This is a genomic window from Halorubrum orientale (assembly GCF_059623105.1).
Map to the genome: position 1 here is coordinate 1 of NZ_JBSPSR010000007.1, position 11,707 is coordinate 11,707.

The 11,707-nt window shown below is 62.6% G+C and carries 9 protein-coding genes and 1 pseudogene; 3 read left to right on the forward strand and 7 right to left on the reverse strand.

Translation table 11 applies throughout. The annotated features are described in order from the left end of the window. Window positions 1-698 precede the first annotated feature (698 nt). From ACWUI7_RS08340 to ACWUI7_RS08355, 4 genes are all read right to left on the reverse strand, one after another. Window positions 699-1,148, reverse strand: a complete 450-nt coding sequence (locus ACWUI7_RS08340) for a toxin-antitoxin system TumE family protein (RefSeq protein ID WP_496641772.1) — start codon at window positions 1,146-1,148, stop codon at window positions 699-701. Then, on the reverse strand, window positions 1,149-1,676 hold the full coding sequence (locus ACWUI7_RS08345; RefSeq protein ID WP_496641773.1) for a DUF7342 family protein: 528 nt from the start codon (window positions 1,674-1,676) through the stop codon (window positions 1,149-1,151). Window positions 1,677-1,839: 163 nt separating this feature from the next. Further along, window positions 1,840-3,690 (reverse strand): glutamine--fructose-6-phosphate transaminase (isomerizing), encoded by a 1,851-nt coding sequence (gene glmS, locus ACWUI7_RS08350; RefSeq protein ID WP_496641774.1) that lies wholly within the window; start codon window positions 3,688-3,690, stop codon window positions 1,840-1,842. A 2-nt stretch (window positions 3,691-3,692) separates the two neighbouring features. Continuing rightward, a complete protein-coding gene (locus tag ACWUI7_RS08355; RefSeq protein ID WP_496641775.1) occupies window positions 3,693-4,916 on the reverse strand; it encodes a sugar phosphate nucleotidyltransferase in 1,224 nt (407 codons plus the stop codon). Window positions 4,917-5,057: 141 nt separating this feature from the next. On the opposite strand from ACWUI7_RS08355, the gene ACWUI7_RS08360 reads away from it, so the two are divergent. Further along, window positions 5,058-6,593, forward strand: a complete 1,536-nt coding sequence (locus tag ACWUI7_RS08360) for a flippase (RefSeq protein ID WP_496641776.1) — start codon at window positions 5,058-5,060, stop codon at window positions 6,591-6,593. A 337-nt stretch (window positions 6,594-6,930) separates the two neighbouring features. On the opposite strand, the gene ACWUI7_RS08365 is transcribed toward ACWUI7_RS08360, so the two are convergent. Then, on the reverse strand, window positions 6,931-7,443 hold the full coding sequence (locus ACWUI7_RS08365; protein WP_496641777.1) for a PIN domain-containing protein: 513 nt from the start codon (window positions 7,441-7,443) through the stop codon (window positions 6,931-6,933). Beyond that, the gene (locus ACWUI7_RS08370) at window positions 7,443-7,733 is read right to left on the reverse strand and encodes a hypothetical protein (protein ID WP_496641778.1); all 291 of its coding nucleotides are present in this window, start codon (window positions 7,731-7,733) and stop codon (window positions 7,443-7,445) included. The genes ACWUI7_RS08365 and ACWUI7_RS08370 overlap by 1 nt, the downstream gene beginning before the upstream one ends. Window positions 7,734-7,951: 218 nt before the next feature. Between ACWUI7_RS08370 and ACWUI7_RS08375 the strand changes: the two genes are divergently transcribed. Both ACWUI7_RS08375 and ACWUI7_RS08380 read left to right on the forward strand, forming a co-directional pair. Continuing rightward, window positions 7,952-8,869, forward strand: a complete 918-nt coding sequence (locus tag ACWUI7_RS08375; RefSeq protein ID WP_496641779.1) for an NAD-dependent epimerase/dehydratase family protein — start codon at window positions 7,952-7,954, stop codon at window positions 8,867-8,869. Between the two features lie 221 nt (window positions 8,870-9,090). Next, window positions 9,091-10,371 (forward strand): annotated as a pseudogene (locus tag ACWUI7_RS08380) (RNA-guided endonuclease InsQ/TnpB family protein). 542 nt (window positions 10,372-10,913) lie between these two features. Here the strand turns inward: ACWUI7_RS08380 and ACWUI7_RS08385 are convergent. Then, window positions 10,914-11,696 carry a CBS domain-containing protein gene (locus tag ACWUI7_RS08385; RefSeq protein ID WP_496641780.1) on the reverse strand — a complete coding sequence of 261 codons (783 nt, stop codon included), beginning with the start codon at window positions 11,694-11,696 and terminating at the stop codon, window positions 10,914-10,916. Window positions 11,697-11,707: the final 11 nt, after the last annotated feature.

The following is an 11,707-nucleotide window of genomic DNA, read 5'->3' on the forward strand; positions in this document are numbered from 1 at the left end:
CCCGCCAGTTGAAACTACTGATTAGAAATCTCGGGTTAGCAGTCGAACGTGGATTGCCTCCGATGTGTCAGATTCATCCTGACCCTAAAGGGTCAGGTATTCTCCTCGATTTTTTATAACTCTCTCCCAGCTTCGCCTGGAAGAGTGGTGTGTCTGATCCTGCTTGCAGACAGCCATACAAATGGAGCCACAGAGTACGATTTTGTATGATATGATTGAAATCGCCTGCGCACAGTATGAGCCTCTGGCGACGCGCTGCCCCCATACTAACCCACAGAGCACACGAAATATACTCTCTCCCACCCGTCGGTGAGTCACGGTCAATAGCCACAACACGGTACTACGATAGTATAAAAAAGCACACCCCTCATTGCCGCTGTATGTACTCGTGGAATCCACACAGTAGCTGTGAAGGCGCGTTAGCTGTCGAGTACTGCAGCACGTATTGCTACACTCTCACCCCGGGTTGCCGCTGTAAGGCGGCACACATGCAGACGCCAATCAACCTATTCCGGAGTACTCGTTACAGCGGCAATGAGGGGTCAGACACTCCCCGTGCTCGATCACTGTACTAATGACAATTGGTGGTCGCGACCTACCCCCGCACACCGCTCTTTCGGCTCCCCCCAATTCACAAGACCTACTCTATCACCACACCCACCACCTGCCATGAGTCGCTCGCTCGACGTGATACGTGCTCACCGTGACGACCACAGTGTCTCGATGCGTTGCTCTACGGCCGTGAGGACGGTGGCGTACACTTCGAGCGGATGGAGCGACGGGAGTTCGAGGTCGATGATCTCGATGGCAGACGGTGGCTCGTGGAAGTGCAACCGGGTGTTGTGTGCGTTTGGGTGCCGGTCCCAGCGACACTCCCAGCGGTCTCCGTCCTCGTGTCCTTCGACGTAGTGAATCGAGAAGTCGCCAGTCGTGAACCATCGGACGTCGAGACGAGCAGTCGTCACTGCACCCGGGTATCGTCCAGCGTCCACTAGCCCACGAAGCAGTCGAGGTTCGTATGCATCCGGGTCGAACGCAGTCTCTGCGACGAGTGAATCTGACGACAGGTGCCGCTCCAGCAGGCGCAGTGTCTGTCTATCTGGTGGCCCCGTCGCGCGTGCGGTCGGGTCTTTCGGTGGCTGGCTCATCTAGGCCGGAATCAGATGGCCATCGTTCTGGGAGAGCTGACGAGCAAGTTCGTACAGTCGGATATCCCGAATGACGCCTTGCCACTCGCTGATGGTAGCCATCCGCTCATGGATGGTTTCGTGACTGTCGTGGTCAAACACGGTAACAGCCGTTGGGTCCGTCGTCTCGAACTGCGCTTCGTATTCCGTTCGCTGGGCTTCGAGCGCCTCCACGCGGTCGATGATCTGTTCGATAGGGAGTTCGGCTGCGATTCGACTGGCGTCCTGCCATTCGAGATACCCCTCGTTCCGTTCGTATGTTGCCGGGCGGCTGTCTTTCTTGGCCCGAGCAATACCCATCTCTGTTAACCGATCGAGATGCTTTTTTGCGGCATTCGGAGAGCAGTCCGCAAGCGCGGCGATCTCGGTGTAGGGAGTCGGAGCGGTAACGCCGAGGACGACGTCGTAGACGCGACCGAACGTGTCTGTCCCCATCTGCCACCGACGCTGCGTATCGTCGGACGTGGGAGCCGGATCGAACTCGGTCATACGTGCGTGTAGACGGCCACTCTCAATATATATTTGGGTTCTGCAAATATGTGTGCTGTCTCTGCGCTCGAGTCCGTGGCAGGGCAGATTGCGCAGCCGCCATCGGGTATGCTGTTTAATGTAACGCAGCTGAAAACAACCGTGTCTCTGGAGAACGATCTCTTCACTCCACGGTCACACTTTTGGCCAGATTCCGCGGCTTGTCGATCGCCCGGCCCTTCGCGTTCGCCACGTGATACGCGAACAGCTGGAGGTACACGTTCGCCACGAGCGGCTCGACCACACCCACGTTCGGCACCGAAAACGACACGTCGAGGGTGCCGTACGTCTCGCCGGCCGACACACACCCGAGCGCTGGCGCCCCCCGTGTTTGTGCCTCGGTCACGTTGTTCATCGTCTCGTCAGCGTCCGCCCCCTCCGTCAACACCGCGAGCACGGGCGTCTCCGACGTCACGAGCGCCAACGGCCCGTGTTTGAGCTCCCCGGCGGTGAACCCCTCCGCGTGGTCGTAGGAGATCTCCTTGAGCTTCAGCGCGCCCTCAAGCGCCACCGGCACGCCGAGTGCCCGCCCGACGAAGAAGAACGCCTCGCTGTCGCCGTATTCGCGAGCAGCCTCCCGCACCGCGTCCTCCTCGTCGAGCACCTGCTGGACCGCGCCAGGCAGTCCTCGCAAGTCCTCCAGCACCGAACGCGCGTCGGCCGCCCCGAGCGCGCCGCGGTCGCGACCGAACAACACCGCGAGCATCGCGAGCGTCGCGACCTGCGAGGCGAACGTCTTCGTCGCAGCCACCCCGATCTCCGGACCCGCGCGGATGTACGCCGTGTTGTCGGTCTCGCGGGTGACCGTACTCCCAACCGTGTTCGTCACCGCGAGCGTCCGGGCTCCGGCGGCGTTCGCCCGCCGAACCGCGCCGAGCGTGTCCGCTGTCTCCCCGCTCTGGGTCACCGCGACGACGAGCGTTCGGTCTGGCGTCCGTCCCGCACCGAACGCGTACTCGCTCGCGATCTCGACGGTCGCCCGCACTCCGGCGAACTCCTCGAACAGCTGGGCGGCGTACCGCCCCGCGTAGTACGACGTCCCGCAGGCGACGATCTGGATCTCCTCGACGTCTGCAAGCACCCCCGGCGGGAACGAGACGTCGAGGTCGACGTCACCCGACTCGACGTCTAACCGCCCGGCGAGCGTCTGCCGCAGCGACTCGGGCTGTTCGTGGATCTCCTTGCGCATGTAGTGGTCGTAGCCGCCCTTCTCGGCCGCATCGGCCTCCCACTCGACGGTCTCGACGTCGCGGTCGACCGGCTCACCGCCGTGGAACACCTGCACTCGGCCGGCGTCGAGGGCGGCCACGTCGCCGTCTTCGAGGTACGTCACCTCACGGGTGTGCTCGAGGAAGGCCGTCACGTCGCTCGCGACGAAAGAGGCGTCTGCTCCCCGCCCGATCACCAGCGGGCTCCCGCGCCGGGCGACAACGATGCGGTCGTCACCCTCACGAACCGCACAGATCGCGTAGCTGCCTGCCAGTTTGGTCTCCACTCGGCGGACCGCATCGAGCAGGTCGGCGTCCGGGTCGGTCGCCAGCGCGTCCTCGAGGAGGTGCGGGATCACCTCGGTGTCGGTGTCGCTCGTGAACGTGTGCCCGGCGGCCTCGAGGTCGTTCTTCAGCGTCTCGTAGTTCTCGACGATCCCGTTGTGGACGACCGCGACGTCGCCGGCACAGTCGGTGTGTGGGTGTGCGTTCGCGTCCGTCGGCGGGCCGTGGGTGCTCCACCGGGTGTGACCGATCCCGTGGGTCACCGCATCCGACTCGGGCACTGCGAGCTCGTCGACCTGCCCCGACTGCTTTGCGACGGTGAGCCCGTCTGCCGTGTCGACCAGTGCGACACCTGCGGAGTCGTAGCCGCGGTACTCTAAATTCGCCAGCCCCTGGTGGACGACTTCTCCGACCGACGGTCCCGGCTCGCCATTCGCTTCGCGCGTGCCGACCTCGCCGATGAGCCCGATGATTCCACACATGGTTACCCCCTCCGGACGACCGCACCGGGCGCTACGCGTCCGTCGACCACGACCCCGGCCTCGGCCGCCACGTCGTCACCGACCACGGCGCCATCGGTGAGGGTAGCGCCCGCACCGATCGTCGCGTTGTCGCCGACGACCCCCGAGAGCGCCACGTCGTGGTGAACTGTGTCGCCGACGACGACCGTGGCCGGCTCACCCGCGATCGTCGTGTTGGGCCCGACACGGGCATTCCCCGCGATTATCGCGTCGCGAACGACTGCGCCGGCACCGATCACCGCGTCGGGAAACACCACTGCGTTCTCGACGACGGCCCCAGCCTCGACGGTGGCGTTGCGCCCGATCGCTGTTGCCCCGCCGAGTGTCACGTTCGGGCCTACCCGAACCGTGTCCGCGAGGACGACATCGTCGGCGACCGACACGGAGTCAGGATGAGCCCCCGTCGTCTCGGAGGTTGGCTCAGCGTCTCCCGTCTTCTCATCGCCTCTCGCACCCTCACCCGCCGCTTCGCCCGCACCGATGAGCGCGGCGTTCACCGCGAGGAGGTCCCAGAGGTTCGAGACGTCGAGCCAGCGATCGTCGTACGAGACGGCGTGAACACCCGCCGACACCGCGAGGTCGTTGAGCGTCGCGGTGATCGTCAGTTCGCCGGCGGTCGTCGTCTCACGGATCGACTCGAAGATGGCCGGCGAGAAGCCGTACACACCAGCGTTGATGCGGCCCGTCTCGACGGGTCCCTCGGGCTTTTCGTCGATCGTGACGACCTGATCGCCGTCGAGGGTGACGACGCCGTACGCGCGTGGTTGGTCGACCCGCGTGACGGCCATCGTCGGTGTCTCACCGGATGCGGCGCGTTCACACACCTCGACGACGATCGCTGGGTCGACGATCCGGTCGCCGTTGAGGACGACAAACGGCCCGTCGACGGCAGACTCGGCCTGCAATACGGCGTGACCCGTACCCAGCTGTGTCGACTGCTCGACGTAGTCGATGTCGACGTCCCACTCGCCGCCATCACCGAAGTGATTCCGGATACGCTCTTGGCGGTACCCCACGACGAAGACGACGTGGTCAATGCCGGCGGCGACGACCGCCTCGAGGACGTGTTCGAGTAGCGGCCGGTTAGCGATCGGTACCATCGGTTTTGGCCGCCGATTCGTCAGCGGTTCAAGTCGGCGACCCTCCCCAGCGGCGAGAATCACCGCAGAAACACCAGCGGTTCCCATACACGTCGGTGACGAGCACTGGTGTTAAATCGTTCGTGGAGCCGACTCACCCACCCAATCGATCAGTGACTAGTGTCAACCGTCATCCCCGACCACCCACGATTCACAAGACCTAGGCTATCACCACACCCACTATCCGATATGAGCCGCTCGCTCGAGGGATCCATCGAGAGACTCTTCGCCGGCGGTGGGCTGCTCTTTTTCGGCCTCGTGCTCGAACTCGGCGTCTCCTTTCTCGCGAAGGCGGTCATCGCCCGTGTGCTCGGGCCGGTCGACTACGGAGCCGTCTCACTCGGCGTAACGACGTTGGGTCTCCTCTCGACGCTTGGCCTCCTCGGGCTCCACACCGGGGTCGCTCGTTACCTTCCGCGGTTCGACGACGATGCCGACCGGCGAGGCGTCCTCGTCTCTGCGTTCGAGATCGTCGTCCCCGTCGTCACGGCCATCGGGCTCCTCGTCGCCGGTCTCGCCGACCCGATCGCCACGCACGCCTTCGGTGACCCGGCCGTCGCCCCGTTCGTGCGCATCTTCGGGCTCGCGATCCCCTTTGCGGCGCTCACCAAGCTCTCCGTCGGCGCGATCCAGGGGCTCCAGCAGGCGGCCCCCAAAGTCGTCGTCCAGAACGTCACCCCGCCCGTCACGCGCTTTCTCGCGGTCGCGGTCGCCGTCTTTGTCGGTCCGGGTGCCGTGGGCGTCGCCTCCGCGTACGCCCTCGCGTACGTCGCGGCCGCCCTCGTCGGTCTCGCGTTCGTCGTGCGGCGCACCCCGCTTCTCGCCTCGGTCAGCCCGACACCGATGCGTCGTGACCTCGTGGCCTTCTCGGCTCCGCTCGTCGTGAGCGCAGCGATGGGCTTCGTGCTCACCGACCTTGACACGTTCATGCTCGGATACTTCGCGAGCACCGAGGCGGTCGGGGTGTACAACGTGGTCTATCCGATCGCTCAGCTGCTCACGGTCGCGCTCACCTCCTTCGGCTTTCTGTTCATGCCGATCATCTCTGAGCTCCACGCCGACAACGCCCCCGACGAAATGCGCCGGATCTATCAAGTCGTCACGAAGTGGGTGTTCGTCGCTACTCTCCCGGTGTTTCTGGTCGTCGCGCTCTTTTCGGACATGACTATCGCCGTGACGTTCGGGAGCGAGTATCGACCGGGCGCGACCGCGCTTACGCTGCTCGCTGTCGCGTACTTCACGCACGCCATCGCCGGCCCGAACGCCAACACGCTCACCGCAATCGGTCACACCCGCCTCGTGATGTGGGACTCTGTCGCGGTCGCGGTCGTGAACGCCCTCTTGAACCTACTCTTGATACCCACCTACGGCTACCTCGGGGCCGGCGTGGCGACCGCGATCTCCTACATCACACTGAATCTGTTGTACGCCACCCAGCTCTACCGGGCGACGGGCATCCACCCCTTCTCTCGGGGACTCGTTCGGCCGGGGGTCGTCGCGCTCACGCTCGTCGCGGTTGTCCACTGGGCGACCCGGACGTTCTTTGCCATTACGGTGCCCGTGCTCGTCGGCATGTTCGTCGTCTTCATGACAGCGTACGTCGTCGTCATCCTCCGGTTCGGTGGGATCGAATCCGAGGAGGTCGCGCTCGTGCTCAGCTTTGAGGAGCGGTTCGACGTTGATCTCGGCCCGTTGAAAACGGTCGCTCGCTTCGTGATGGAGTGAGACGCTTAGCACTCGCTTGACGTACACCCACCCAGCCACTCAGCCACCCAGCCACCCATTCCGCGGTGGCACGCGCCTCGTGGGCCGCGGAGCGTGCCCACGAGCGCGTGCGAGGGATGAGCGAGTCGCCCGTGGGCGACTCGCGAATCGGCTGGGGAGGGTGTGGCCAATTAGTGCCCGGGTGTCGCAGCATCGTCTCGTTCACACAGTCACTCCCACATTCGTACGAACTCGGCCCGGGAGGCTGTGGTCCAATTAGTGTCCGGATGTCGCAGCAATGTCTCGCTCACATCCTCGTCGATACGAGTTACCGGCACGCTGTCGGTGAGTGGAGCGACTACGAGGCGAGCGCCGCCAGCTTTGAGAGCAGTTTGGCATAGAGGCGCGGTGAACAGTGCCACCCCGAATCGAGCATCACCTCCAGCGTCTCCCGGGCGTCGTCCGCCTCGAGTTCGTCGTCCCGGACTAATGAGAGCACGAGCGCGGCGGTGCCCCACGTGTCAATGGCTTCTACGTCGGCAATGTTCCGGCCGTATGCGTCATCCATCACGGCTATCGCACCGTGGTCAGCTGCGAGTGTCAATACCGAAACGTCGGCATCACTGGCGTTCGGGTTCTCTCTGAGTCGCTCAAAGAGCCCATTCTCAGGTGCTGGAACTACCTCGAACACACCGTCTGCCACCGACCGTTCGACGCGGCGGGCATCCGGGTAGCCGGCGTCGAGACCAGTCGTCACAACCTCCTCGTACACACGCTGTGGAATCAACCGAGATGCATCGAGACGACTGAGCAACGAGAGTCGCTCTGCTTTGGCGAGGTAGATGAGCGGTGTCGCATCGAAAACAAACATTAGAGTTCCTTGAGGTCAGATTCGAGGTGGTCGTTGCCGACCCATGTACAGTCTCGGTCGCGGGCGAGCCGGGCGAGTTCCCACACATCCACGCCCGCGAGTTCGGCTGCTTTGCTGAACGTCACCTGACCACGCTCGAGCCGATCGAGTGCCTGTTCCGTTCGCCACGCGTCTAATCCCTCCGAGAGCAGCTTTCGGACCGCCGTGCTCGTGTCGAGGCGCTCCTCGTCGATGAACCGCTCAAGCTCCTCTTCCAGATCGTCGGGAACGCGCGCGGAGATGGATCCCATACGTATACGTTGTGTTCAATGTATACAACGGCTTCGGTGAAGCAGGTCGACCTGCCAGTTACCGTCTCTCGACGACGTCGCTCCCGAGTCCACCGCCGGTATGCGCGATCAGCGGCTCGGCATCGAGGACGACGCAGTCAGCAACCGTGACTGGACGTACACGACCGCCGAACCTGCCGTATCAACACACCTTTGAGCGTATCTATCCCATCTCAAGTATGCAGAACAAACGCGTCCTCGTCACGGGCGGCGCGGGCTTCATCGGCTCGACCCTCGCGAACCGACTCGCCGGCGACAACGACGTGATCGCCGTCGACGACACCTACCTCGGCACGTCCGAGAACCTCGACGACGCGGTCGAGTTCTACGAGACTTCCGTCCTCGCCGACGACTTCCCAGTCGACGTTGACGTCGTCTTTCACCTCGCCGCGCTCTCCTCGCGGAACATGCACGAGGAGAACCCTCAGCGCGGCTGCCGCGTCAACGTCGAGGGGTTCATCAACACGGTCGAACGCGCCCGTCAAGAAGGATGCGACGCCGTCGTCTACGCCTCCACCTCCTCGATTTACGGCAGCCGCACCGAGCCCTCGCCCGTCGACATGGACGTGGAGGCACACACAGCGTATGAGGCCTCAAAGCTCGCCCGCGAGCGCTACGCCGAGTACTACGCGAACCACCACGAGATGGCGATGGCCGGCCTCCGCTTCTTCTCCGTCTACCAGGGCTTCGGTGGCAACGAAGAACACAAAGGCGAGTACGCGAACACGGTCGCACAGTTCGCCGACGCCATCGCGAACGGCGAGGCGCCCGAGCTGTTCGGCGACGGCTCCCAAACGCGGGATTTCACCCACGTCTCGGACGTCGCCCGCGCCTGCGAGCTCGCGGCCGACCACGAGCTCACGGGCGTGTACAACGTCGGCACTCAAGAGGCCTACAGCTTCAACGAGATGGTCGCGATGATCAACGACGCGCTCGGCGCCGACATCGACCCCGAGTATATCGAGTGTCCCTTCGACGGCTACGTTCACGACACCATGGCCGACTACACGAGCTTCCACGAGGCCACCGGCTGGGAGCCCGAGATCGGCTTCGAGGAGGGCGTCAAGCGCGTCTGTGAACCCTACCGCGACGAATAAAACCGCCGTGTGCTCAACCGCTGATAGAGACGGCTCCCACGCGAGGGCATTCGGCGGGGTTGCTTACGGAGAATCAAGGAGAAACAAGGAGAAAGCCTCGCGCTTTAGCGCGGGGATGAATCCGACATTAGCCTTCACACTCCACCGTCCGATGGCACGGCTGGATATTCCACGCTGAGCAAATACACAGCTTCAAGTAATTTTGTCTACATAGGTTACGCATGGCGAAACAAGTCGTCACCCGCACCTATACCGCGTCCATGCGGAACCAGTCTCGGGTGCAAGACGACCTTGATTCGCTCGGGTTCGCTGCCTCGAAGCTCTGGAACGTTGGACGGTGGACGTGCAGTCGGATCTGGGATGAAATCGATCACATCCCGAACCACAACGAGCTCACCACGTACCTCAAAACTCACGAACGCTATGCTGACCTACATTCGCAGTCAAGTCAGCGAGTCCTTTAAGAACTCGCTGAAGCGTTCAACGGGTGGTACGGTAAACGACGTAACGGGAATACGAAAGCGAATCCACCCAGCTACCGCAAACACGGTGACGAGCACCCGCGATCGACAGTCACGTTCAAAGCCGCTGGCTTCAAACTCGACACTCAGTACAACCGCGTTCGACTCTCAAAGGGGTCAAACCTCAAGGACTACTGGTCGGACTTCATCCTCTGTGAGTACCAGACTCGCCCCGACGTTGATATTTCGACCGTCGAGAACGTCCAACAGGTTCGGACAGTTTGGACGGGTGAGGAATGGGAACTGCACTTCGTCTGTAAGGTTGAACTAGAGGTGGCTGAAGCCCCCGGTGAGAAGACGGTGGGCGTTGATCTCGGGATCAACAACTTCGCCGCGCTCGCGTATGAAGACGGCCACAGCGAGCTGTATCCGCTGAACTGTCTGAAGCGGGACGACTACTACTTCAGCAAGCGGATTGCCCGGTGTGACGACTCAAACTCTGAGCAGGCCACCCGGCTGAATCACAAGAAGTCGGCTCGTCGCACTCACTATTTCCATACGCTATCGAAACACATTGTTGAACGGTGTGTTGAGCAAGGCGTTGGAACGATCGTAGTGGGAGATCTTTCGGGAATCCGCGAAGAGGATGACTCTGAGGAGTCGAGAAACTGGGGCAAACACGGCAACCTCGACTTGCACTCGTGGGCATTTGACCGGTTCACCGACCTCCTCGAATACAAAGCGGAGATGGAAGGTATCACGGTCGAGGAAGTCTCCGAGGAGGACACGTCGAAGTCGTGTTCCTGCTGTGGTCGCAAGCGTGACGCGAACCGAGTTGAACGTGGATTGTACGTGTGTGACGACTGCGGGACGGTAGCGAACGCTGATGTGAACGGGGCCGAAAACATCCGACAGAAAGTATCTCCGAGTCCCGCCATGGATGGCGGTGATAGGAGTAACGGCTGGTTGGCACAGCCATCGACGTTCTTGTTTGACAAGGAAACTGGTGCGTTCGCACCTCAAGAACAGATCACGTGGTAAACCACAATATCCCAACTCAGCGGTGCGGTGCCGTGGGAATCCTCGCGCTTCAGCGCGGGGAGGATGTCAACGGTGACCGTGGTGAGTGGACACCCGATACAGCTGGACAGCCCGTTGACGATTCCCCTTGCGGTGGCGCGCGCCTCGCAGGCCGCCGAAGGCGGGCTCGCGAGCGCGTGCGAGGGACGAAGCGAGGTGCCGCAGGCACCGTCGCGAGTCGGCTGGGGAGGGTGTGGCCCAATTGGTGTCCGTGTGTCGCACAGTCGTGTCGATCATACAGCCACTGGCACATGCGGATAGAATCGGCTGGGGAGGACGTGGCAGATTAGTACCCGGGTTCCGCGACATCGTTGTATCCACACAACCACTCTCACGTCCGGCAAGGCCAACGACGGCGGGCTATCGCTGCCCGACGCGTATGCTATCGCGCTCGCTCACGAGCGTGCGGCCACACTCGTCGTGAGGGCAGATGACGACTTTGAAGACCTCCCCGTTACCGTTGAGGTGTGCCGGTTTCGAGACCGGAATGTGTGAATCCCCACTCACTGCAGTCGCTTCGTCGTCTCGACGAGCGGGTGTCGCGCGTAATCCACTATCTCGACGTCTTCGACGGATACGAGCCCTTCTTTGCGGGCCGTTTCTGCCATCCCCAACTCGACGGGCGTTTCGGTGACGATAACGTAGGCGTCCATGAGTTCGATATCCAGCTCGTGTGCAGCCATCGCCCGATGGTGGCCGTCCGCGAGGTGTAACGTTCCATCGTTGTCGATGACGACGAGCGGCTCGGCGAGTCCTCGCTCAAGTTCATACTTGCGCCCCTCAAGCTCATCGGCGTACACCCGACTCTGCGTTGGGATCAGGTCAGCGAGTGGCACCTCGCGCCGTTCTTCGGCCAGTGTCACTCCGTGAATCTGCTCAAGGGTCCGTATGAGCTTGCCGACCTTGCCGGGGGTTGCCCGTTCGATCTGTGAGCGAACAACGTCTGCGTTCGAGATGATCCCGACGAGGTTATCGGCATCGTCAACGACCGGCAGCTTCTGAATCCCGGATCGAAGGATCACCCGAGCGGCGTCGGTGACCCGCATATCCGGGTGTGCAACGATAAGGTCCGTCGACATCACGGTGAATACCGGCGCGTCGTCATCGGCGAGCAATAAGTCACCCGCAGAGACGAACCCCTCGACGGTTCGCCCCTCGGTGACGGGAAACCCCTTGTGGCCGGTTGTGTTGATCATCCGCTGGGCGACACTCGCGACCGTGTCGTCTGGACTCACCGTTTCGACGTCCCGCGTCATGTATTCGCCCACGGTCGGCTTGCCGGACATGACACATACTA

Coding starts and splice junctions, on each gene's coding strand:
- glmS (WP_496641774.1), bottom strand. CDS start 3,690: ATGTGTGGAATCATCGGGCTCATCGGCGAGGTCGGCACGCGCGAAGCG.
- ACWUI7_RS08375 (WP_496641779.1), top strand. CDS start 7,952: ATGCAGAACAAACGCGTCCTCGTCACGGGCGGCGCGGGCTTCATCGGC.
- ACWUI7_RS08365 (WP_496641777.1), bottom strand. CDS start 7,443: ATGTTTGTTTTCGATGCGACACCGCTCATCTACCTCGCCAAAGCAGAG.
- ACWUI7_RS08385 (WP_496641780.1), bottom strand. CDS start 11,696: ATGTCCGGCAAGCCGACCGTGGGCGAATACATGACGCGGGACGTCGAA.
- ACWUI7_RS08355 (WP_496641775.1), bottom strand. CDS start 4,916: ATGGGAACCGCTGGTGTTTCTGCGGTGATTCTCGCCGCTGGGGAGGGT.
- ACWUI7_RS08360 (WP_496641776.1), top strand. CDS start 5,058: ATGAGCCGCTCGCTCGAGGGATCCATCGAGAGACTCTTCGCCGGCGGT.
- ACWUI7_RS08345 (WP_496641773.1), bottom strand. CDS start 1,676: ATGACCGAGTTCGATCCGGCTCCCACGTCCGACGATACGCAGCGTCGG.
- ACWUI7_RS08370 (WP_496641778.1), bottom strand. CDS start 7,733: ATGGGATCCATCTCCGCGCGCGTTCCCGACGATCTGGAAGAGGAGCTT.
- ACWUI7_RS08340 (WP_496641772.1), bottom strand. CDS start 1,148: ATGAGCCAGCCACCGAAAGACCCGACCGCACGCGCGACGGGGCCACCA.